The sequence below is a fragment of the Streptomyces sp. NPDC060232 genome (assembly GCF_042726555.1).
Lineage (GTDB): Bacteria > Actinomycetota > Actinomycetes > Streptomycetales > Streptomycetaceae > Streptomyces.
The window spans coordinates 59167-81546 of record NZ_JBHXAG010000010.1; the positions used below are offsets into that span (position 1 = coordinate 59167).

General features: G+C 74.3%; 19 protein-coding genes. 9 read left to right on the top strand and 10 right to left on the bottom strand.

Features of this window, described 5'->3' with window-relative positions; translation table 11 throughout:
* The first annotated feature begins 30 nt into the window (after positions 1-30).
* The 5 genes from ACFWFZ_RS16620 (at position 31) to ACFWFZ_RS16640 (ending at position 6838) form a co-directional block, all read left to right on the top strand.
* Positions 31-987 (top strand): cobalamin biosynthesis protein, encoded by a 957-nt coding sequence (locus tag ACFWFZ_RS16620; RefSeq protein WP_387122845.1) that lies wholly within the window; start codon positions 31-33, stop codon positions 985-987.
* Complete coding sequence (locus ACFWFZ_RS16625) at positions 984-2567, top strand: cobyric acid synthase (RefSeq protein ID WP_387122848.1); 1584 nt, start codon at positions 984-986, stop codon at positions 2565-2567. The genes ACFWFZ_RS16620 and ACFWFZ_RS16625 overlap by 4 nt, the downstream gene beginning before the upstream one ends.
* A 106-nt stretch (positions 2568-2673) precedes the next feature.
* Entirely contained in the window at positions 2674-4803 is a 2130-nt protein-coding gene (locus tag ACFWFZ_RS16630; protein WP_387122851.1) for a putative cobaltochelatase, read from the top strand.
* Entirely contained in the window at positions 4803-5402 is a 600-nt protein-coding gene (cobO, locus tag ACFWFZ_RS16635; protein ID WP_387122855.1) for a cob(I)yrinic acid a,c-diamide adenosyltransferase, read from the top strand. The genes ACFWFZ_RS16630 and cobO overlap by 1 nt, the downstream gene beginning before the upstream one ends.
* Before the next feature lie 11 nt (positions 5403-5413).
* Positions 5414-6838, top strand: coding sequence for a cobyrinate a,c-diamide synthase (locus tag ACFWFZ_RS16640; protein WP_387123157.1), 1425 nt, complete (start codon positions 5414-5416; stop codon positions 6836-6838).
* Between the two features lie 11 nt (positions 6839-6849).
* Here the strand turns inward: ACFWFZ_RS16640 and ACFWFZ_RS16645 are convergent, their stop codons facing one another.
* The gene (locus tag ACFWFZ_RS16645) at positions 6850-7575 is read right to left on the bottom strand and encodes a ZIP family metal transporter (RefSeq protein WP_387122858.1); all 726 of its coding nucleotides are present in this window, start codon (positions 7573-7575) and stop codon (positions 6850-6852) included.
* Between the two features lie 128 nt (positions 7576-7703).
* Here ACFWFZ_RS16645 and cobC point away from each other — a divergent pair, with 128 nt between their 5' ends.
* Both cobC and ACFWFZ_RS16655 read left to right on the top strand, forming a co-directional pair.
* Entirely contained in the window at positions 7704-9125 is a 1422-nt protein-coding gene (gene cobC / locus ACFWFZ_RS16650; protein WP_387122861.1) for an Rv2231c family pyridoxal phosphate-dependent protein CobC, read from the top strand.
* A 181-nt stretch (positions 9126-9306) separates the two neighbouring features.
* Positions 9307-10542, top strand: coding sequence for a CapA family protein (locus tag ACFWFZ_RS16655; RefSeq protein WP_387122864.1), 1236 nt, complete (start codon positions 9307-9309; stop codon positions 10540-10542).
* A gap of 90 nt (positions 10543-10632) precedes the next feature.
* On the opposite strand, the gene ACFWFZ_RS16660 is transcribed toward ACFWFZ_RS16655, so the two are convergent.
* The 9 genes from ACFWFZ_RS16660 to ACFWFZ_RS16700 form a co-directional block, all read right to left on the bottom strand.
* Positions 10633-11589, bottom strand: a complete 957-nt coding sequence (locus ACFWFZ_RS16660) for an SCO1860 family LAETG-anchored protein (protein WP_387122867.1) — start codon at positions 11587-11589, stop codon at positions 10633-10635.
* Positions 11590-11777: 188 nt separating this feature from the next.
* Positions 11778-12872: an amidohydrolase family protein gene (locus tag ACFWFZ_RS16665; RefSeq protein ID WP_387122869.1), complete on the bottom strand. Its 1095-nt coding sequence runs from the start codon at positions 12870-12872 to the stop codon at positions 11778-11780.
* Positions 12873-12902: 30 nt separating this feature from the next.
* Positions 12903-13964: an aminotransferase class V-fold PLP-dependent enzyme gene (locus ACFWFZ_RS16670; RefSeq protein WP_387122872.1), complete on the bottom strand. Its 1062-nt coding sequence runs from the start codon at positions 13962-13964 to the stop codon at positions 12903-12905.
* Between the two features lie 70 nt (positions 13965-14034).
* Entirely contained in the window at positions 14035-14742 is a 708-nt protein-coding gene (locus ACFWFZ_RS16675; protein WP_387122875.1) for a DsbA family oxidoreductase, read from the bottom strand.
* 243 nt (positions 14743-14985) lie between these two features.
* Positions 14986-16434, bottom strand: coding sequence for a peptidoglycan D,D-transpeptidase FtsI family protein (locus ACFWFZ_RS16680; RefSeq protein WP_387122878.1), 1449 nt, complete (start codon positions 16432-16434; stop codon positions 14986-14988).
* Positions 16435-16496: 62 nt separating this feature from the next.
* Positions 16497-17117: a response regulator gene (locus ACFWFZ_RS16685; RefSeq protein WP_387123159.1), complete on the bottom strand. Its 621-nt coding sequence runs from the start codon at positions 17115-17117 to the stop codon at positions 16497-16499.
* Positions 17118-17176: 59 nt separating this feature from the next.
* Positions 17177-18466: a sensor histidine kinase gene (locus tag ACFWFZ_RS16690; protein WP_387122881.1), complete on the bottom strand. Its 1290-nt coding sequence runs from the start codon at positions 18464-18466 to the stop codon at positions 17177-17179.
* Positions 18466-19449 carry a hypothetical protein gene (locus tag ACFWFZ_RS16695; protein WP_387122884.1) on the bottom strand — a complete coding sequence of 328 codons (984 nt, stop codon included), beginning with the start codon at positions 19447-19449 and terminating at the stop codon, positions 18466-18468. Before ACFWFZ_RS16695 ends, ACFWFZ_RS16690 begins: the two co-directional genes overlap by 1 nt.
* Positions 19450-19553: 104 nt before the next feature.
* On the bottom strand, positions 19554-20336 hold the full coding sequence (locus ACFWFZ_RS16700) for an IclR family transcriptional regulator (RefSeq protein ID WP_387122888.1): 783 nt from the start codon (positions 20334-20336) through the stop codon (positions 19554-19556).
* Between the two features lie 128 nt (positions 20337-20464).
* Between ACFWFZ_RS16700 and ACFWFZ_RS16705 the strand changes: the two genes are divergently transcribed.
* Positions 20465-21988, top strand: a complete 1524-nt coding sequence (locus tag ACFWFZ_RS16705) for an aldehyde dehydrogenase (NADP(+)) (RefSeq protein ID WP_387122891.1) — start codon at positions 20465-20467, stop codon at positions 21986-21988.
* A 121-nt stretch (positions 21989-22109) separates the two neighbouring features.
* The gene (locus ACFWFZ_RS16710; protein WP_387122894.1) at positions 22110-22349 is read left to right on the top strand and encodes a hypothetical protein; all 240 of its coding nucleotides are present in this window, start codon (positions 22110-22112) and stop codon (positions 22347-22349) included.
* Positions 22350-22380: the final 31 nt, after the last annotated feature.

Consider the following 22380-nt stretch of genomic DNA (forward strand, 5'->3'; position numbering starts at 1 on the left):
CGGACCCTGAGTGAGGACATACCTGCCACCATGCGTGCCGATCGCGTTTTCGCGTACGGCGCCACGGCGGGCCTGATCGGCGACCGGATCCTCGGTGATCCCCGCCGAGGGCACCCCGTGGCCGCCTTCGGACGAGCCGCCGCCGCCGTCGAGCGTTCCCTGTGGCGTGACGACCGCGGCCGGGGCGTCCTGCACACCCTGTTGTGCGCCGGGGGCGCGGCCGCCGTCGGCGCGCTGGGCGCCCGCTCGTTGCGCTCCCGGCCCGCGGCCGCCCGTATCGCCCTGACCGCCGCCGCCACCTGGGCCGTCGTGGGCGGCACCTCGCTGGGCCGTGAGGCCCGTGCCATCGGCGGCGCGCTCGCCGCCGGGGACGTCGAGGTGGCCCGCGAGCGCCTGCCGCACCTGTGCGGCCGCGACCCGCACTCCCTGGACGGGCAGCAGATGGCCCGGGCCGTCGTGGAGTCCGTCGCCGAGAACACCTCCGACGCGGTGGTCGGGGCCCTGGTGTGGGGCGCCGTCGCCGGGGTCCCCGGACTGCTGGCCTTCCGCGCCGTCAACACCCTGGACGCGATGGTCGGCCACAGGTCCCCCCGCCACCTGCGCTACGGCTGGGCCTCGGCCCGGCTCGACGACCTCGCCGGCTGGCCGGGGGCCCGGCTGACGGCCCTGGCCGCCGTCGTGGCCGGCCCCGACCGGCGTGGAGCCGTACGGGCCTGGCGCGCGGACGCCGCCGCGCACCCGAGCCCGAACGCCGGGCCCGTCGAGGCCTCCTTCGCCGGGGCGCTCGGCGTCAGACTGGGCGGAACCCTGGCCTATGGCGGCCGGGTCGAGCACCGGCCCGTGCTGAACGGCGCGGCCGGACGGCCGGTGGAGGTCGCCGACATCGAACGGGCGGTACGGCTGTCACGTCAGGTGACGTGGCTGGCGCTGGGCGCCTGCGTGGCGGCACGGACTCTGGTGGCACGCGTACGAGGGGGACGCGCATGAGCGGCGCGAAGCGCGGCGGCGGACTGCTGGTCGCCGGTACTACGTCGGACGCGGGCAAGAGCGTGGTCACCGCGGGCATCTGCCGCTGGCTGGTCCGCCAGGGCGTGAAGGTGGCGCCCTTCAAGGCGCAGAACATGTCGCTGAACTCCTTCGTGACGCTGGAGGGCGCCGAGATCGGGCGCGCCCAGGCGATGCAGGCGCAGGCGGCCCGGGTGGAGCCGACCGCGCTGATGAACCCGGTGCTGCTCAAGCCCGGCAGCGACCGCAGCAGCCAGGTGGTGCTGCTGGGCAAGCCGGTGGGCGAGATGAGCGCCCGCGGGTTCTTCGGGGGGCCTGGGCCCGCGACGCAGTCGCCATCAGGCGCGGTGTCCCCCGGAAACGCGCTGCACGGCGGGCGGCGGGAGCAGCTGCTCGGCGTCGTCACGGACTGCCTGGAGCAGCTCCGGGGCACGTATGACGCCGTGATCTGCGAGGGGGCGGGGAGTCCGGCCGAGATCAACCTGCGCCGGACCGACATCGTGAACATGGGCATCGCACGGGCCGCGCGCTTCCCGGTGGTCGTGGTCGGCGACATCGACCGGGGCGGGGTCTTCGCGTCCTTCTTCGGGACGACGGCGCTGCTCTCCCCGCAGGACCAGGAGCTGATCGCCGGGTACATGGTCAACAAGTTCCGCGGCGACGTGTCGCTGCTGGAACCCGGCATGGAGATGCTGCGCGGGCTGACCGGCCGGGCGACGTACGGGGTGCTGCCGTTCCAGCACGGGCTGGGCATCGACGAGGAGGACGGCCTGCGCGTCTCCCTGCGGGGCGCCGTGCGGGAGTCCGTGGTGGCGCCGCCCGTGGGCGAGGACGTGCTGCGGGTCGCGGTGTGCGCGGTGCCGCTGATGTCGAACTTCACGGACGTCGACGCGCTCGCGGCCGAGCCCGGCGTCGTGGTGCGCTTCGTGGACCGCGCCGAGGAGCTGGCCGACGCGGACCTGGTCGTCGTACCGGGCACCCGCGGCACGGTGAAGGCACTGGCGTGGCTGCGCGAACGCGGGCTGGCGGACGCGCTGGCGCGGCGGGCCGCCGAGGGCCGGCCCGTGCTGGGCATCTGCGGCGGCTTCCAGGCGCTGGGCGAGCGGATCTCGGACGAGGTCGAATCCCGGGCGGGCGAGGTCGAGGCCCTCGGACTGCTCCCCGTACGGGTCCGCTTCGAGCGGGAGAAGACCCTGGCGCGGCCCTCCGGGACGGCGCTCGGCGAGGCCGTCACCGGCTACGAGATCCACCACGGGGTGGCCGAGGTCCTGGGCGGGGAGCCGTTCCTCGACGGGTGCCGGGTGGGCTCGGTGTGGGGCACGCACTGGCACGGATCGCTGGAGTCGGACGGCTTCCGCCGGGCGTTCCTGCGGGAGGTGGCGGCGGCCGCCGGGCGCCGCTTCGTCCCGGCCCCCGACACCTCGTTCGCCGCGCTGCGCGAGGAACAGCTCGACCTGCTGGGCGACCTGATCGAGCAGCACGCGGACACGGATGCGCTGCTGAAGCTGATCGACGGCGGAGCCCCCGCGGGCCTGCCGTTCCTCCCGCCGGGCGCACCGTGACGGGCGGGCGCCTTCGGCCCCGCCGGCGTGTGAGGCGCGGGGTCCGGGGCGGAGCCCCGGACAACGCCCGTACGCAGACCCACATCCGCACAGAGAGAGGCAACGCATGAGCACGCCCTATCCGTTCACCGCGGTGGTCGGCCAGACCGACCTGCGGCTGGCGCTCCTGCTGAACGCCGTGAGCCCGGCGGTCGGCGGTGTGCTCGTACGCGGCGAGAAGGGGACCGCCAAGTCCACCGCCGTGCGCGCGCTGTCGGCGCTGCTGCCGCAGGTCGACGTCGTGCCCGGCTGCCGGTTCTCGTGCGCGCCCGCCGCGCCGGACCCGGACTGCCCCGACGGTCCGCACGGGGCCGGCCCCGGCGGCGCCCGGCCGGCCCGCATGGTGGAGCTTCCCGTCGGCGCCTCCGAGGACCGCCTCGTCGGCGCCCTCGACATCGAACGGGCCCTCTCCGAGGGCGTGAAGGCCTTCGAACCGGGGCTGCTCGCCGACGCCCACCGCGGGATCCTCTACGTCGACGAGGTCAACCTCCTCCACGACCACCTGATCGACCTGCTGCTGGACGCCGCCGCGATGGGCGCCTCGTACGTGGAGCGCGAGGGCGTCTCCGTGCGGCACGCGGCCCGCTTCCTGCTCGTCGGCACGATGAACCCGGAGGAGGGCGAGCTGCGGCCGCAGCTCCTCGACCGCTTCGGGCTGACCGTGGAGGTCGCCGCGTCCCGCGAGCCCGCCCAGCGGGTGGAGGTGGTCCGCCGCCGGCTCGCCTACGAGGACGACCCCGCGGGCTTCGCCGCCCGCTGGTCGGGGGACGAGAGCGAGGTCCGCGCCCGGGTCGTGGCCGCGCGGGCGCTGCTGCCGCAGGTCCGCCTCGGGGACACCGCGCTGCTCCAGATCGCCGCGACCTGCGCCGGCTTCGAGGTCGACGGCATGCGGGCCGACATCGTCATGGCGCGGACCGCGACGGCGCTGGCCGCCTGGGCGGGACGCACGGCCGTGCTGAAGGAGGACGTACGGCAGGCCGCGCTGCTCGCGCTCCCCCACCGGCGGCGCCGCAACCCCTTCGACGCGCCGGGCCTGGACGAGGACAAGCTGGACGAGATCCTCGACCGGTTCCCCGACGAGGAGCCGGAGAACGACCCGGACCCCGAGCCGGATCCCGGCACCGGTCCGGAGCCCGACCCGGACGGGGGCCCCGAGAACCCGCAGGGCCCGGACGGCGGCGGCGGCCCCGACGGCGGCGGCGGAGTTCCCCCGCAGGGCAGCGGGCCCCAGGACGCGCAGCCCCCGGCGGAGCCCGCCGAGGCCCCCGCGGACTCACCCGAGGCGCCGCGGCAGCCTTCCGCCCAGGAGCCCGGCGGGCCCGAACAGGCTGCCGTACGGGCGGCCGAGCCGTTCCGGACCAGGATGCTGAGCGTTCCGGGGCTGGGTGAGGGCGCCGCCGGGCGGCGTTCACGCGCCCGGACCGCGCACGGCCGGACCACCGGCGCCCAGCGACCCCGCGGCCAGCTCACGAAGCTGCACCTGGCGGCCACCGTGCACGCGGCCGCCCCGCACCAGAAGGCGCGCGGCCGTGCCGGGCGCGGCCTGGTGATCCGCAAGGACGACCTGCGCCAGGCCACCCGGGAGGGCCGCGAGGGCAACCTCGTCCTCTTCGTGGTCGACGCGTCCGGCTCCATGGCGGCCCGGCAGCGGATGAGCGCGGTCAAGGGCGCCGTGCTGTCGCTGCTCCTGGACGCCTACCAGCGCCGGGACAAGGTCGGCCTGGTCACCTTCCGCGGCGCCGCCGCCGAGCTGGCGCTGCCGCCCACCTCCTCGGTGGACGCGGCCGCCGCCCGGCTGGAGAAGCTGCCCACCGGCGGCCGCACCCCGCTCGGCTCCGGGCTGCTCAAGGCGCACGAGGTGCTGCGGATCGAGCGGCTGCGGGATCCGAGCCGCCGACCGCTGCTGGTCGTGGTCACCGACGGGCGGGCCACCTCGGCCGGGGCCGTCGGCGGAGACCCGCGCGAGCTGACGGCGCGCAGTGCCCGGCTGCTGGCCGCCGAAGGGGTCGCTTCGGTGGTCGTGGACTGCGAGTCGGGGCCGGTCCGGCTGGGGCTGGCCGGAGCGCTGGCCGCCGACCTCGGCGGGCCTGCCGTCACCCTCGACGGGCTGCGGGCCGACTCGCTGGCCGGGCTCGTGAAGGGCGTACGTACCGCAGTGACAACTCCCTTTTCCCACACCACCAGGAGGGCCGCGTAATGCCTCAGGGACAGCCGTCCGTCGTCCCGGACGACGGACTCACGACGCGCCAGCGCCGCAACCGCCCGCTCGTCTTCGTCCACACCGGACCCGGCAAGGGCAAGTCCACGGCGGCCTTCGGTCTGGCGCTGCGCGCCTGGAACCAGGGCTGGCCGATCGGGGTGTTCCAGTTCGTCAAGTCGGCGAAGTGGAAGGTCGGCGAGGAGAACGCGCTGAAGGTGCTCGGCGCCTCCGGCGAGGGCGGCAGCGTCGTCTGGCACAAGATGGGCGAGGGCTGGTCCTGGGTCCAGCGGGACGCGCAGCTCGACAACGAGCAGGCTGCCAAGGAGGGCTGGGAGCAGGTCAAGCGGGACCTGGCCGCCGAGACGCACAGGCTGTACGTGCTCGACGAGTTCGCGTACCCGATGCACTGGGGCTGGATCGACGTCGACGAGGTCATCGAGGTGCTGCGCAGCCGTCCCGGCAGCCAGCACGTGGTGATCACCGGCCGCAACGCGCCGGAGAAGCTGCTGGAGTTCGCGGACCTGGTCACCGAGATGACCAAGGTCAAGCACCCGATGGACGCCGGCCAGAAGGGCCAGAAGGGCATCGAGTGGTGACTTCGTCCGACATGCCCCGGCTGGTCGTCGCCGCACCGTCGTCCGGCAGCGGCAAGACCACCGTGGCCACGGGCCTGATGGCGGCGTTCGCGGAGCGCGGCCTCGCCGTGTCTCCGCACAAGGCCGGGCCCGACTACATCGACCCCGGCTACCACGCGCTGGCCACCGGCCGTCCGGGACGCAACCTCGACGCCTTCATGTGCGGGCCGGAGCTGGTCGCTCCGCTGTTCGCGCACGGGGCGGCGGGGTGCGATCTCGCCGTGGTCGAGGGCGTGATGGGGCTCTACGACGGGGCCGCGGGCCGGGGCGAGCTGGCGTCGACGGCGCAGGTGGCGAAGCTGCTGCGGGCGCCGGTGGTGCTGGTGGTCGACGCCTCCTCGCAGTCGCGGTCGGTGGCGGCGCTGGTGCACGGCTTCGCGTCCTTCGACCCGCAGGTCCGCCTGGGCGGGGTGATCTTGAACAAGGTCGGCTCGGACCGGCACGAGGTGATGCTGCGGGAGGCGCTGGAGGAGGCGGGGATGCCGGTGCTCGGCGTCCTGCGGCGGGCTCCGCAGGTGGCCACGCCCTCGCGTCACCTGGGGCTGGTACCGGTGGCCGAGCGGCACGCCGACGCACTGGCCGCCGTGGCGGCGCTGGCCGAGCAGGTCAGGGCGGGCTGCGACCTGGACGCCCTGATGGCGCTGGCCCGGACGGCCCCGCCGCTGTCCTGCGAGCCGTGGTCGCCGCATCCGGCCTCGCCGGCGTTCGAGGCGCGGGGTCCGGGGCATAGCCCCGGCGACGGCGCTGCACCGTACGGCCGACCTGTCATCGCCGTCGCCGGCGGGCCCGCGTTCACGTTCTCGTACGCCGAGCACGCCGAGCTGCTGCAGGCGGCAGGCGCGGAGGTCGTCACCTTCGACCCGCTGCGGGACGAGACGCTGCCCGAGGGGACCGGCGGTCTGGTGATCGGCGGCGGGTTCCCCGAGGTGTACGCGCCCGAGCTGTCCGCCAATGAACCGCTGCGGGCGGCCGTCTCGGCCTTCGCGGCGGCCGGCGGCCCGGTGGCGGCCGAGTGCGCCGGACTGCTGTACCTGGCGCGGTCGCTGGACGGGAAGCCCATGTGCGGGGTGCTCGACGCGGACGCGCGGATGTCGGAGCGGCTGACCCTCGGCTACCGGGAGGCGGTGGCGGTGTCCGACAGCTCGCTCGCGGCGGCCGGGACGCGGCTGCGCGGGCACGAGTTCCACCGGACGGTGATCGAGCCGGGCGCCGGAGCGTCTCCCGCGTGGGGGTTCACGCATCCGGAGCGCCGGGTCGAGGGCTTCGTCCGGCAGGGTGTGCACGCCAGCTACCTGCACACGCACTGGGCGGCGGAGCCGTCGGTCGCCCGCCGCTTCGCGCAGGCCGCGGCCGCGCGGACGGCGGCCGTACGGGACGCCGCGGCAGCGCGGCCGTGAACCCTGCCGGCTCACTCCGCGATGCCCACCACGAGCCAGATCCCGGCCACCCCGCCCACCGTGCACATCAGCGTGGACAGGGCGGGGTGCTTGTGGTGAGCCTCGGGCAGGATCTCGGCGGCCGCCAGGTAGAGCAGGAGGCCGCCGAAGAAGCCGAGGTACGCGCCGAGGGGTTCCTCCGGAAGGGTGAACAGCAAAGTGGACGCGGCGCCCACCACCGGGGCCGCCGCGTCCGCGAACAGCATCATCAGCGCCTTGCGGCGGTCGTTGCCGTAGAGGCTGGTGAGCGTGTACGTGTTGAACCCGTCGGCGAAGTCGTGGGTGATGACGGCCAGCGCGACGGCCACCCCCATCCCGCCGCCGACCTGGAAGGCCGCACCCAGCGCCACCCCGTCGGCGAGGCTGTGGCCGACCATCGCGGCGGCCGCGGTGAGCCCGACCTGCGGGGTGCGCGCGCCGTTCTCGGCGCCGTGCGCGGCCTGACGCACGGCCAGGAGCCGCTCGACGACGTGGGCGACCAGGAAGCCTGCCAGGAAGAGCAGCAGGGCGAGTGGGACGCCGAAGACCTCCTCGCCCGCCGCGTGCAGCGCCTCGGGGAGCAGGTCCAGGCCGACGACGCCGAGCATCAGCCCGCCGGCCAGGCCCAGCACGAGGTGGCGGCGGTCGGTGACGCGTTGCGCCGTCCAACCACCCAGCAGGGTCATCAGGAACGCGCCCAGCGCCACGATCACGGCCATGTGCCCTTGGATACAGACTCCTCTTCCCGCGCGCACGTCCGTGCGCGGGTGGCGGGCGTCGCGGTGTTGACGACTGACGGGTGTCCGGTGACGTGCCGGTGACCGTGACTACGGAGGGAGGCCCCCCGGTGGGCGAGTACACGACGCGGCTGGTGGTCGGGGTCGGCGGGCGGGCGGGGGTCTCCGTGGAGGAGGTCTGCGCCCTGGTCGAGGAGACGCTGCGGGGCGCGGGGCTGGCCGCGGAGGCGGTGACGGCGCTGGCCACGGTGGAGTCGAAGGTGGGCGAGGCCGGGATCGCCGGCGCGGCGGAACGTTTCGGCGTGCCCGTCCTCGGCTATCCCGCGGACCGGCTGGCCGAAGTCGCCGTACCGCATCCCTCGGAGGCGGCGCGGGCCGCGGCCGGGTCCCCCTCGGTGGCGGAGGCCGCCGCCCTCGTGGCGGGCGGGGAACTCCTCGTACCCAAGCGGCGCTCGCTCTCGGCGACCTGCGCGGTCGCCACGGCGCAGGCCCACGACCTGCGTCACCACGGGGACGCCGAGGTGGTGGACGCGGGCTCCCGTCTGGAGGACCTCGCGGTCAACGTACGGGCGCACACGCCCCCGGAGTGGCTCAGGCAGCGGATCGCCGCCTCGCTCGGGGACCTCGCCGCCTACCCCGACGGGCGGGCCGCCCGCGCGGCGGTGGCGGCCCGGCACGGGCTGCCGGTCGAGCGGGTGCTGCTGACGGCGGGGGCGGCGGAGGCCTTCGTACTGATCGCGCGGGCCCTGGGCGCCGTACGGCCGGTGGTGGTGCATCCGCAGTTCACCGAGCCGGAGGCGGCCCTGCGGGACGCTGGCCACCCGGTCGAGCGGGTGGTGCTGCGGGCCGAGGACGGCTTCCGGCTGGACCCGGCGGCCGTGCCGGAGGACGCGGACCTGGTGGTCATCGGCAATCCCACCAACCCGACGTCCGTCCTGCACCCGGCGGCGGTCCTGGCGCGGCTGGCCCGGCCGGGCCGGATCCTGGTGGTGGACGAGGCGTTCATGGACGCCGTCCCGGGCGAACGGGAGGCCCTCGCGGGCCGGACGGACCTGCCGGGGCTGGTGGTGCTGCGCAGCCTGACCAAGACGTGGGGTCTGGCGGGGCTGCGCATCGGGTACGTGCTGGCCGAGCCCGGGGTGATCGCGAAGCTGGCGGCGGCGCAGCCGCTGTGGCCGGTGTCGACGCCCGCCCTGGTGGCGGCCGAGGCCTGCGTGGCTCCGGCGGCGCTGGCCGAGGCGGAGGAGGCGGCGCGGCGGATCGCGGTGGACCGGGCGCACCTGCTGGCCGGGCTCGCGGAGTTCGACGAGGTGAAGGTCGCGGGCGTGGCGGAGGGGCCGTTCGTCCTGATCCAGGTCGCGGACGGCGCGGAGGTCCGCACCCGGCTGCGGGCCCTCGGCTTCGCCGTCCGGCGCGGGGACACCTTCCCCGGGCTGGACCGGACCTGGCTGCGGCTGGCGGTGCGTGACCGGGCGACGACGGGCCGGCTGCTGCAGGCCTTGGACCGCGCCCTCGCGCTGACCTCGGGGTGACCTCGGGGTGACCTCGGGCGGAGCTCACGCTGACCTCGGGCGGAGCTCACGACCGCAGGTCTGACCTGCGCGTTCCCGGAGGCTTCGACAGGGGGTTCACTCGAACGGCCCACCTACGATGGCTGCGGGGGCGGGGCCGTTCGAGGATCCCCGCACGGTCGAGGAGATCCGGGGGTCGGGAATGAAGGCAGCCGCAGCGACAGGCACAGCACTGGCCGCACTGCTGGTCGCGGGCGGCGCACTGTACGCCGTACCGAAGCTGCTGGACGGGGACGGCGCGCCCGCCGCACGGCAGCGGCTGGGCGGTGAGCCCGGCCGGGCGACGGCGCCGTCCGCCCCGGCGGCTCCCGCCGCCCCGCCGGGGCAGCCGTTCACGCTGGTGGCGACCGGGGACATCATCCCGTACCCGTCGATCATCCAGCGGGCGGGCGACGACGCCGACAAGGCCGGGGAGTACGACTTCCGCAAGATACTCGCCGGGGTCAAACCCCTGGTCTCCGCCGCCGACCTGGCGATATGCCACCACGAGATACCGTACGGGCGCCCCGGCGGCCCCTACACCGGCTACCCCGCCTTCAAGGCCCCGCACCAGCTGGCGGACGCCCTCAAGGACGCCGGTTACGACGGGTGTTCCACCGCCTCGAACCACACGCTGGACGACGGCTACGAGGGCCTGGCCCGCACCCTGGACCACCTGGACCGGGTCGGCATCCGGCACGTCGGCTCGGCCCGCAGCGCGGAGGAGGCCAAGGCCCCGGCCCTGCTCTCGGCGGGCGGCGCGAAGGTCGCCCAGCTGTCGTACACGTACGGCACGAACGGCATCCCGCTCCCCCAGGACAAGCCGTGGGCCGTGAACCTGATCGACAAGGACCGGATCGTCGCCGACGCCCGCGCGGCCCGGGCGGCCGGCGCGAACGTCGTGGTGCTCAGCGTCCACTGGGGCACCGAGTGGCAGACGGCGCCCGACGAGCAGCAGAAGGAGTTGGCGCAGGCGCTGACCGCGTCCCGCTCGGCCGACGGCCTCCCCGACATCGACCTGGTCATCGGCACGCACAACCACGTCCCGCAGCCCTACGAGAAGATCAACGGCACCTGGGTGGTCTTCGGCATGGGCGACCAGGTCGCCAGCTTCGTGCCGGCCGACAAGCTGCGCGGCAACCAGTCCTCGGTCCCCCGCTTCACCTTCGCCCCGGCCGCGGACCGTCCGGGCCGCTGGGAGGTGGTGAAGGCCGAGTACCTCACGCAGTACTCGGACATGGGCCCGCCGTTCCGTGTCGTCTGCGCCTCCTGCGCGGCCTCGGACGAGGCGCTCCCGGCCGCGAAGCGCGCCGAGTACGGGCGGATCGACCGGCAGGTCACCGACGCCGTGATGTCACGGGGTGCGGGCGGGCAGGGGCTGGCCCACGCCACCCGTTGAGCACTCCCCTCCGATGTGCTCGCCGGGCGGCGGGAACCAGGCCCGTGGGCGGTACCGGGCCGGGGGCGGTACCGGGGCCGCCCGGCGGTCCTACTGGGTCTTGGCCCGCCGGGTCAGGAAGAGCGCGCCACCGCCGAGCACGATCAGCGTCAGCGCACCGCCCGTGATGAAGGGGGTGAGCGAACCACCGCCGGTCTCGGCCAGGTTGGCGTCCGTGGTGCCCGAGCCGGAGCCCGAGCCAGAACCGGAGCCGGGACCGGCCGTGGTGCCGGTACCCGTCCCGGTCTGCGTCTTGATGTCGGGCTGCTCGGGCGCCTTCGCCGTCGGCGCCGGGCCCTTCGGGGACTCGCAGTGCGCCTCGGCCAGCACGATCTCGCCGTCGACCTGCGCCACGTTGAGGTTCAGCGGGTTCACGGCCACCTTCAGGCGGAGCGCCGCCGCGGCGGCCGTGGCGGAGGTGGTCTGTGTGCCGGACAGCTCCATGCTGACCATGCCCACCCCCGGGACCTCGACCTTGGTGGGACCGCCCGCCGACAGGGTGACCTTCTTGCCCAGCGCGGTCACCGTGCCGAGGACGTTCGCGCTGGCCACCGGCTTCTTGCCGACTTCGCAGACGGCCTTGGAGGCGACCTTCTCCACCTCGATCAGCGAGAGGAGCGGCAGCCCGGGCACGTGCACGCGGGCCTTGGCCAGATTGGCCTCGGCCTCCGCCTTCGTCCTGTCCGCGGTGGCCTTGGAGGTGGCGACGTCCGCGCGCAGGACACTGACCGGCTTGTTCCCCTCGACTCCGTCCAGGGTGACGGTCAGCGCCGTCTTCTCGGCCGTCGCGGGGGCGCTGACCTCGTTGAGGGTGGCCTTCAGAGGAACGTGCACGGTCTTGTTGAGCAGGCCCACGTCCAGCCCGGTCCGCAGGACGACGGCGCCGGACCTGCCCTCTCCGCCGGCGGGGGTGCCTCCCGTGGCGGAGGCGGGCGGCGCCGTGAGCAGGGCGACCGCTCCCGTGGCGAGCAGAACGGCCGCGGGCACGCGGAAGGTGTTGCTGTTCAAGGTGGTGGAACCCCCGGGGAGTTGGGTGCCGCCGCGCGGCCAATGGGGGACATCGCACGCGCCGACGGCTTCGACCCTGGGAATCCTTACTCAATGTGGGTGACGGGGCAGCTACCTGACGTCACTTCACCCCAAAGGGTGGTTTCCGTGCGGGGATTCGATTTGCGGCCCGGCTCACCGAGCCGCGTTCAGGCCCTGACCCGTCCGTCGACGACCACGCGCCGCGGCTGCGCCAGCACCCGTACGTCGGCCCGCGGGTCGGCGTCGTAGACCACCAGGTCCGCCGGCGCGCCCTCGGTGAGGCCCGGCCGGCCGAGCCATTCGCGGGCCGCCCAGGCGGTGGCCGAGAGTGCGTCCAGTGCCGGGATGCCGGCCGTCACCAGCTCGGCGACCTCCGCCGCGACCAGCCCGTGCGGCAGGGAACCGCCCGCGTCGGTGCCGACGTAGACCTGGATGCCCGCGTCGTAGGCCGCCCGGACGGTGTCGTAGCGCCGCTCGTGGAGCCGCCGCATATGCGCCGACCAGCGGGGGAACTTCGCGTCGCCGCCGGCCGCGAGCTTGGGGAAGGTCGCGATGTTGACGAGGGTGGGGACGATCGCGACCCCGCGCTCCGCGAACAGCGGGATGGTGTCCTCTGTGAGGCCCGTGGCGTGTTCGATGCAGTCGATGCCCGCCTCGACGAGGTCGCGCAGCGAGTCCTCGGCGAAGCAGTGCGCGGTGACGCGGGCTCCGAGCCGGTGCGCCTCGGCGATGGCCGCCTCGACCTCGGCGCGCGGCCAGCAGGCCGTCAGGTCGCCGGCGTCGCGGTCTATCCAGTCGCCGACGAGCTTCACCCAGCCGTCGCCGCGCCGCGCCTCGCGGCCGACGTACTCGACGAGGTCGGCCGGTTCGATCTCGTGGGCGTAGTTGCGGATGTAGCGGCGGGTGCGCGCGATGTGCCGGCCCGCCCGGATGATCTTCGGCAGGTCCTCGCGGTCGTCGATCCAGCGGGTGTCGGAGGGCGATCCGGCGTCGCGGATCAGGAGGGTGCCCGCGTCGCGGTCGGCGAGGGCCTGCCGCTCGGCGGTGTCGGTGTCGACCGGGCCGTGGGCGTCCAGCCCCACGTGGCAGTGCGCGTCGACCAGCCCGGGCAGGACCCAGCCGGTCACCGTGGTGACCTCGCGGGCGCCGGGCGGGCGCTCGTAGGAGACACGGCCGCCGACGACCCAGAGCTCGTCGCGGACCTCGTCGGGCCCGACCAGCACCCGCCCCTTCACGTGCAGCACATCGCTCACATCACTCATGGCGGCACTGTACGCGCGGCCGCCGCCGCGTCAGGAGGCGGAGAGGACGTCCAGCAGCCGGTCCACTTCCGCCTCGGTGTTGTAGAGGTGGAACGAGGCCCGCAGGAGGCCCGCGCGGGCCGAGGTGAGGATGCCGGCCGCCTGCAGGACGGGCTGCCGGTCCGCCAGACCCGGCACGGAGACGATGGCGGAATCGCCGGGCACGGGCTCGTGGCCGAGGCTCGCGAGTCCGGCGCGGTAGCGGGCGGCCAGGGCGGTGTCGTGGGCGTGCACGGCCTCGATGCCGATCCGCTCGATCAGGGCCAGCGAGACCTCGGCCGCGTGGTAGGCGAGGAAGGCCGGGGACTCGTCGAACCGCCGTGCGGCGTCGGCCAGTTTCGGCATCGGGCCGTATACGGCGTCCCACATGGACTCCGCCGCGACCCAGCCGGCGTGCAGCGGGGTCAGGGTCTCCTGGGCCTCCCGCGACACGGTCATGAACGAGGCCCCGCGGACGCTGAGCAGCCACTTGAAGCCGACGGTGACCGTGTAGTCGTAGGGCGAGGCGTCGAAGGGGAGCCAGCCCGCCGCCTGGGAGGCGTCCACGAGCATCCGGGCGCCGTGCGCCGCCGTCGCCGCGCGCACCGCCCGCAGGTCGGCCTTCCGCCCGTCCGCGGACTGCACGGCGCTCAGCGAGACCAGGGCGGTGTCCGGGCCGACGGCCTCGGCGAGGGACTCCAGGGGCGCGAAGCGCACCTTGAGGTCGTCCCGCACCACGAACGGGTTGACCATGGAGGCGAACTCTCCCTCCGGGCACAGCACTTCGGCGCCGGAGGGCAGCGAGGCCGCGACGAGGCCGACATGGGTGGAGACGGCCGCGCCGACGGCCACCCGGTCGGCGTCCACCCCGACCAGGCGGGCGAAGGAGACGCGGGAGCGGTTCACACGGTCGAAGTCGCCGAATCCGGCGGGGATCCCGGCCCCCGCCGCCTCGGCCAGCTCCCTTACGGCCGCGACCGCGGAACGGGGGACGACGCCGCAGTTGGCGGAGTTGAGGTAGGTGGTGGAGTGGGCGAACTCGGCACGGGTCGCTTCGGCGATCGAAAGATCCATGCCGTCAACTGTGCGCCAGGAACGACCCAAAGTCCATTGCCGAGTTTCACCCACCCACCCCAAGTAACACTTATACCTGCGGGGCGGTGCAGGCCCCGTCGGGCTCGCACGCGTCGGCCGCGGCCGCCGGCTCCTCCACCTCGCGCCCGGCCCAGGCCTGCTCCAGGGCCCGGGTGAACACCTCGGCCGGCTGTCCGCCGGAGATCCCGTAGCGGCGGTCGAGGACGAAGAACGGAACGGCGTTCGCCCCCAGCTCGGCGGCCTCGCACTCGTCGGCGCGGACCTCCTCGGCGTAGGCGGAGCCGTCGGCGAGGACGGCGCGGGCCTCCGCCTCGTCCAGGCCGGCCTCGACCGCGAGCGCGATCAGCACCTCGGGGTCGAAGACGGAGCGCTCCTCGGCGAAGTTGGCCCGGAAGGCGAGGTCGAGCAACTGCTCCTGCCGACCCCGGGCGTCGGCCAGGTGCAGCAGCCGGTGGATGTCGAAGGTGTTGCCGTGGTCGCGGCCCTCGGTCCGGTACGTCAGCCCCTCGGCGCGGGCGCTGGCGGCGACGTGCTCCTCCATGCCGCGCGCCTCGTCCAGGGTGCGGCCGTACTTCTTGGCGAGCATCTCCACCACGGGGGCGGTCTCACCCTTGGGGCCGTTCGGGTCGAGCTCGAAGGACCGGAAGACGACCTCCACCTCGTCGCGGTGCGCGAACTCGGCCAGCCCCTTGGTGAAACGGGCCTTGCCGATGTAGCACCAGGGGCAGGCGATGTCGCTCCAGATCTCGACGCGCATGGTCCTTCTTCTCTCCGGGGTCGGTGACGAGACGGTTTGCTGTTCAACCATCACCGGCTTGAACCATCCGCCCGCCCGTCTCATTCCCCGGACGCGGCGGGCGGCGCGGCGCCAGGCCGCCAGGCCGCCAGGCAGGCGGCGTGCAGGGCGGCGCCGGGGCCCCGGCGCCGCCCTTGGGGACCGGGTCGACGTGGAGCCGGGTGAGGGTGGTCTCCCCGTCCCGGGTCGCGCCCAGCAGCGTGCCTACTTCTTCAGCCAGGCCTGCATCATCTTCTGCGCGATCGGCGCGGCCAGCTTGCCGCCGCCGATCTCGGAGCGGTCGGTGTCGGAGTTCTCGATCACCACGGCCACGGCGATCTGCTTGCCGTTCGCCTTGCCGTACGAGGTGAACCAGGCCAGCGGCGCGAGGCTGTTGTTGACACCGCGCTGGGCGGTGCCGGTCTTGCCGCCCACCTCCGCGCCCGACACCTGGGCCGGCTTGCCGCCGCCCTCTGCGGCGACCGTGCGCATGGCGTCGCGGATCATCGAGGCCGTCTTCTCCTTCATGACCTGCTGGGACTTCGGGTCCTTGAAGCTCTCCAGCACGTTCCCGTTGGCGTCGGTGACCTCGGAGACCATGTGCGGGGCGACGAGCTTGCCGCCGTTCTCGATCGCGGCCGTGACCATCGCCATCTGCAGCGGGGTGGCCTGGACGTCGAACTGGCCGATACCCGTCTGCGCGACCTGGTCGACCGACATCTTCTTGGACGGGTACTTGCTCGGCGGGTTGGTGCGGACCGGGGTGTCGATCTGCGTGTTGAAGCCGAGCTTCTCGGCGGTCTCGCGCATCTTGTCCTGGCCGAGCTTGGAGGCGAGCTCGGCGAACACGTTGTTGCAGGACAGGCGCAGGGCGGTACGCACCGAGACGTTGTTGCAGGCCGCGGAGCCCGCCTCGCTGGGCAGCGGCGTGCGGGTGCCGGGGATCGTGTACGGGTCGGGGATGCCGGTCTGCTGGTCGATGTCGGTGACCAGGCCGTTCTCGACCGCCGCGGCGAGGGTGACCAGCTTGAAGGTGGAGCCGGGCGCCTGGGGCTTGCGGAGCGCCACGTTCTCCATGGCCTTGCCCTTGTCGGCGGAGAGCGCGTCCCAGGCCTTCTGGTCGGTGGCGCCGGCGATGCTGCCGGGGTCGAAGGAGGGGTTGTTCACGACGGCGAGGATCTCGCCGGTGGCCGGGTCGATGGCCACGGCGGCGCCCTGCTTGCCCTGGAGCGCGTCGTAGGCGGCCTTCTGCACGTCCTTGTCGATGGTGGTGAGGACGTTGCCGGGGTCGGCCCGCTTGTTGGTGAGCATGTCCATCACGGTCTTCAGCCGGCTGTCGGAACCGTTGAGGACGTTCTTGTAGACACCTTCCAGCATGCTGGTGCCGAAGGCCTGTGAGCTGTAGCCGGTGACGGGCGCGTAGAGCGGGCCGTCGACGTAGGTCCGCTTGTAGCCGAAGTCCTTGCCGCCCGTCTTCTCCGAGCCGGTGATCGCCTCCCCGCCCACGATGATGTTGCCCAGCGGGTTCTCGTACTGCCCGATGAGATTGCGGCGGTTGTGCTTGTCGTCTGCGAGGGCCTGGCCTTGGTACGCCTGCACCCAGGTGACCCGGACCAGCAGGGCCAGCACCAGGAGCAGACAGAAGACCGACGCACGCCTGATCGTCTTGTTCATCCCCCGGAAGGACGTCCCAGCGGCCTCAAGCGTTCCGCTCTGCCCCGATGGTGGCCGAGTTCTCAGGCTTTCCTCATGATGAAGCCTCCCTCGTAGGCCGCGATGACCGCCTGGGTGCGGTCGCGGGAGCCGGTCTTGGCGAGGACCGACGCGACGTGCGTCTTGACCGTCTGCGGTCCGACCCCGAGGCGTTGGCTCATCTCGTGGTTGGACAGCCCGGTGGCCATCAGGCGCAGTACGCCGGCCTCGCGGTCGGTCAGCCTGGCGACCCAGGGGGCGGTGGGGGGTGCGGTGGCCGCCGCGTGCACGGCGGCGAGGGAGCGGACGGCGGCCGGGAAGAGCAGCGAGTCACCGCGGGCGACGAGCCTGACCGCCCCGATCAGCTCGTCGGGGTCGGCGCGCTTGAGGAGGAAGCCCGCGGCTCCGGCGCGCAGCGCGTCGTAGACGTAGGCGTCGTTCTCGAAGGTGGTGACGACCACGATCCTGGGCGGCTCGGCCATGGTGGCGAGGATCTGCTCGGTCGCCCGGATTCCGTCGATCTCGGGCATCCGGACGTCCATCAGCACCACGTCGGGGACCAGGGACCGCACGAGCGGTACCGCCTCGGCGCCGGTGGCGGCCTCGCCGACGACCTCCAGGTCGGCCTCGGCCTCCAGGATGACCCGCAGCGCGGTGCGGACCATCCGCTCGTCGTCGCAGAGCACGATGCGCAGGGGCGGCCGGGCCGCCGGTGCGGCCCCGGTCACCGGTCGGCCGCCAGCGGGAGGACCGCGCGCAGCCGCCACCCGTCCTCGTGCGGGCCGGCCTCGACGGCGCCGCCGAGCAGTGCGGCCCGCTCCGCGGCGCCGCGCAGCCCGCGGCCCCCGGTGGTGCGCGGCTCCCGTGGCCCGGGTGGGGCGGGCGGATTGGTCATGGCGATCTCCAGTTGTCGTTGTCCGGTGCCGCGGCCGGCCCGGACGTGGATACGCAGGTCCACCGGGCCGCCGCCGTGGCGCAGGGCGTTGCTGAGGCCTTCCTGGACGATCCGGTAGGCCTCACGTGAGGTGATCTCCGGGAGCCGGGCCCAGTGCCCCGCGGGCCCGGGGTCCTGGTGGGCGGTGATGGCGGTGCCCGAGGCCCGGGTGCGGGACAGCAGCCCGTCGAGGTCGGCGGCGAGCGTCGGGGCGGGGGCGGTCGCGCCGCCCGGCCGGGCCGGGTCCCCCTCGCGCAGCAGGCCCAGTACGGCGTCCAGTTCGCCCACGGTCCGCCGGGTGGTGTCCTCGATCGCGGTGAGCGCCTCCCGTACGAAGCCGGGGTCGCGCTCCAGCATCCGCCGGGCGGCGGCCGCCTGGAGGGTGACGGCGCTGAGCGCGTGGCCGACCGCGTCGTGCAGCTCCCGGGCCAGCCGGTTGCGCACGGCCAGGTCGGCGGCCCGCTCCTCGGCCGCGGCGATCCGGTCCGCCGCCGTGGGCCCGAGCAGTACGGGCGCCAGTCGGGCCAGCAGTGCCCCGGCCCCGGCCGCGCACAGGGCGAGTGCGGCCAGCAGCCCGGTCCCGAGCAGGGGTGCCGTGTACGGTCCGACGCCGGTGCTGAACCACCCCAGCCCCAGCCGGGCTTCGCGCAGGCCGCTCACGAACGGCAGCGCGATCAGCACCACGGCCATGGGAGGCACCGCCAGAGTCATCCCGCTGACGAGCGCTCCGACCCCCAGGTGCAGGGTCCACCAGGCCGAGGCCCGCCCCCGCGCCGCCCAGGACCGCGCGGGCCCCTCGGCGAGCCGCTCCCCCGGCACCCCGCACATGACCCGGACCGCGGTCACCGACAGCGGCCGGACCAGCCCGTACACCCCGGTGACGGCGGCCAGCGGCAGAGCCGCGGCGTAGGCGGCGAGGGACAGGGGGAGGGAGGACAGGGCGTTGGCTCCGCCGGCGGCCATGCCGACCCCCACCGTGGCCAGGAGGAAGTACGGCATGAGCAGGGCGCCGCCGAGTATCTGGTGGACCCATCGCAGCCGGGCGCGCGCTCCCAGCAGCCACCCCAGGCCCTCGCGCATCAGCGCTCGCGTCGGGATATGAGGAACCGGACGAGGACGGTGGTGGCGAGCGATCCGGTGGCCATCTGGCCAGCGTAGATCAACCGGGCGGCGCCGGACATCGCCTCACCGCCGTCCAACTGCGGCCCCAGCGAGGCGATCAGCATCCAGGCACCCCAGGTCAGCGTCGCCGCGGCGCCGATCCAGGTGAGGCCGAGCGGCCACCGCGCCACCAGCGCCCCGCCGCGGGCCAGGAGCAGCGCTCCCGCTCCTGCGGCGAGCACGCATATCGCGTGGGCCGCGCAGACCGCGGCGCTCTCCGCCGCATACGCATCCGCCCGCTCGTTGCCCAGCCCGGCCGTGCCCCCCGATGCCCGGTAGGCCAGCACCGCGGCCAGGACCAGGGCGCCCCAGGCTGCGGCTGCCGCCACCACCCCCGTCGGCGACGGCAGCCGCTCTCCCACCACGCCCTGCCACCGTCGGCCCCAGCGCTTGCGCGCATAGGGCACGAACAGTGCGGCCAGGGCGAGCCCTTGGACGGTGAATCCCGTGTACACGACGTTGAAGACCCAGGGGTCCAGGAAGGGCTCCCGCGCCGCCGCCTCCTGCGGGCCGGCGCCGAAGCCCAGGGCCCGTACGAGCAACTGGCCCGGGAACCCGAGCAGGATCGGGGTCAACAGGCCCGTGGCTGTGAACACCGGAACGGTCAGTATCCAGGCGGGCGTTCTCAGCCCCCAGGGTCTGGTGAGCACCAGGACGAGCGCGATCACGCACGCGTCCATGGCCAGCGTGACGGCGTTGGCCACGGTGAGGAACGGTCCGGCCTCCAGCAGCACGCTGCCGTCCGGTATGCCGATCCGGCTGCCGGACAGCCAGGCGGCCTTGAGCGCCAGATACGGCACCGTGGCCGCCAGGGCCACCGCCGTGAGGATGTGCCTCCCTGCCCCCGGCCCGGTGGTGGAGGACTGCTGTGCGTGCGTCGTGTGAACGGCTCGTGTGGTCATGCCCCAACGGTCCCGTGCACGGCGGTCCGCCGCCTCCCCCGCAATGGGGAACCGCCTCCCCCACGCGGGGGAGGAGCAACCGGCCCCGAGTGTCACACGCACCGTCACATGCGGCGCGTCACCACCGACAGCCGGTCGCGGGCCTCGAACAGCGCCGCCTTGATGACCTGCTCGTGCCCCGGCGTCAGCCGGGCCACCGGCACCGAGCAGCTCACCGCGTCCCGGGCCGGCGTCCGGTACGGCACGGCCACCCCGAAGCAGCGCAGCCCGAGCGTGTTCTCCTCCCGGTCCACCGCGTACCCCTGCTCCCGCACCAGCTCCAGTTCCTCGATGAGCTGTTCCCGGTCGGTGATGGTGTGCTCGGTGACCCCCTCCAGCCGGCGCGGCAGCAGCGCCCGTACCTCCGCGTCCGAGTGCGTGGCGAGCAGCGCCTTGCCGAGTGCCGTCGAGTGCACGGGCAGCCGCCGCCCGACCCTGGTGAAGGGCCGCAGGTAGTGCTGGGACTGCCGGGTGGCGAGGTACACCACGCTCGTCCCGTCGAGCCGGGCCAGGTGGATGGTCTCGGTCGTGTCGTCGGAGAGCCGGTCCAGGGTGGGCCGGGCCGCGGCGACCACCTCGTCGCCGTCGATGTACGAACTGCCGACCAGCAGGGCCCGTACGCCGATGCCGTACCGCGTGCCCGTCGCGTCCGTCTCCACCCACCCCAGGTTCACGAGCGTGCGCAGCAGCATGTAGAGGCTGGACTTGGGCAGGGAGAGGTCGTTCTGGATGTCGGCCAGGCTGTGCAGCCCCGGCCGGGCCGCGAAGTGCTCCAGCAGCAGGACGGTCCGGACCGCCGATTTGACCGGCGCCGCCGCAACCGGAATCCCCGACTCGGTCGTCGTCATACGCCCGCTTCCCCTCTGGTCGCCTCTTGTCACGTGGAGGACCCCGGAAATAGAGTCCGCAGCAGATGTGATCATTCATCCACCGGAACCGCGTTCAGAATACTGAACGATCCAGGAGGCAGTGGGCCATGACAACGACACCAGTCTGGAGTGTGGACCCCCGCACCGGGAAGCAGCGCGAGCAGGTTGCGGTGGAGGCCACATCCCGCGAGGTGGACGAAGCCGTACGGGCCGCCCATGCCGCCCGCGGCCCGCTCGCGGACGCCGCCGTCCGCGCCGCCTTCCTGCGCACCGCCGCCGCGCTGCTCGACGAGGCCGCCGCCCACGTCATCGAGGCCGCCGACGCCGAGACCGCGCTCGGCCCGGGCCGGCTCACCGGCGAACTGGCCCGCACCACCGGCCAGCTGCGCGCCTTCGCCGATGCCGTCGACGAGGGGTCCTACCTCGACGTCCGGATCGACCGCGCCGATCCCTCCCTCAGCCCGCCGCGCCCCGAGCTGCGCCGCTACAAGGTCCCGCTCGGCGTGGTCGCGGTCTACGCCGCCTCCAACTTCCCGCTCGCCTTCTCCGTCCCCGGCGGGGACACCGCGAGCGCGCTGGCCGCGGGCTGCCCGGTGGTGGTCAAGGCGCACCCCGACCACCCCGCCACCTCCGAGCTGTGCGCCTCGCTGCTGCGCCGGGCGGCCGTCGCCAACGGGCTCCCGCCCGACGTGGTGGCCGTGGTCCACGGGTTCGACGCCGGCCTGGCGCTGATCCGCCACCCGCTGGTCGCCGCCGCCGGATTCACCGGTTCCATCCGGGGCGGGCGGGCGCTGTTCGACGCCGCCGCCGCCCGGCCCGTGCCCATCCCCTTCCACGGCGAACTGGGCTCCCTCAACCCCGTCGTGGTCACCCCGGCGGCGGCCGCCGAGCGCGCCGAGGAGATCGGCGCCGGTCTCGCGGCCTCGGTCACCCTCGGCGTCGGCCAGTTCTGCGTCAAGCCCGGCCTGGTCCTGGTGCCCGACGGCGCGGACGGCGACCGGCTCACAGCCGAGCTGACCAAGGCGCTCGGCGAGACCGAGCCCGGGGTGCTGCTCGACCACCGGATGCGGGAGAACTTCGTCTCCGGGGTCCGCGAGCGGGCCGCACTGCCCGGCGTCGAGGCCCCCGTCACCCCGGGGAGCGGCGGCGACCACACGGTGGGTGCGGGCTATCTGACCGTGCGGGCCGAGGACCTCCTCGCCGGCGACGGACACGACGTCCTGCTGGAGGAGTGCTTCGGCCCGGTCACCGTCGTCGTCCGGTACGCCGGCCAGGGCGAGGCGGGCGCGGTCCTCGGGCGGCTCGGCGGGAACCTGAGCGCCACCCTCCAGCTGTCCGCCGCCGAGACCGAGGGCGCCCCGGGCCCGGCCGCCGAGCTGATCGGGCAGGTCACACAGCTGGCGGGGCGGATCGTGGTCAACGGCTGGCCCACCGGGGTGGCGGTGGCCCCGGCCCAGCACCACGGCGGCCCGTACCCGGCGGCGACCTCGCACTCCACCTCGGTGGGCGACACGGCGATCGAGCGCTGGCTGCGTCCGGTGGCCTACCAGTCGGTCCCGGACGCCCTCCTCCCGCCCGAGCTCCGCGAGGCCAACCCCCTGAACCTCCCCCGCCGCGTGACGGGCGGCTGAGTCCGCCCGCGGGCGCGCCGGGGCGGGCCCGTCCGACGGCCCCGGCGCCCGGCCCTGCCCTGCCCTGCCCCGCCGGTAATCCCGTTGCCTGCCCCGCGCCGCGCAGGGCAGGCTGCGGGTCATGCCGAGACCGCATGGATTCACCTACGCCCGCCGGGGCGCCGACTGCGTCGTCATCACCCACCACGGCCGCTCGGCGGCCACCCTGCGCGGGACGCGTGCCGCCGGGTTCCTTACCGAGGTGGAATCCGGGGATCCGCAGCTCGTGATGGCCCGCTGGACCGGCTCGTACAAGTTCGGCAACGAACGCACCGCGAAGAACCACCCCCGCAACCGGCGCGGAAATATCGCCCGAGGGTAAGGGAACGGCAAAGCACCTCCGCTCGTTCTCC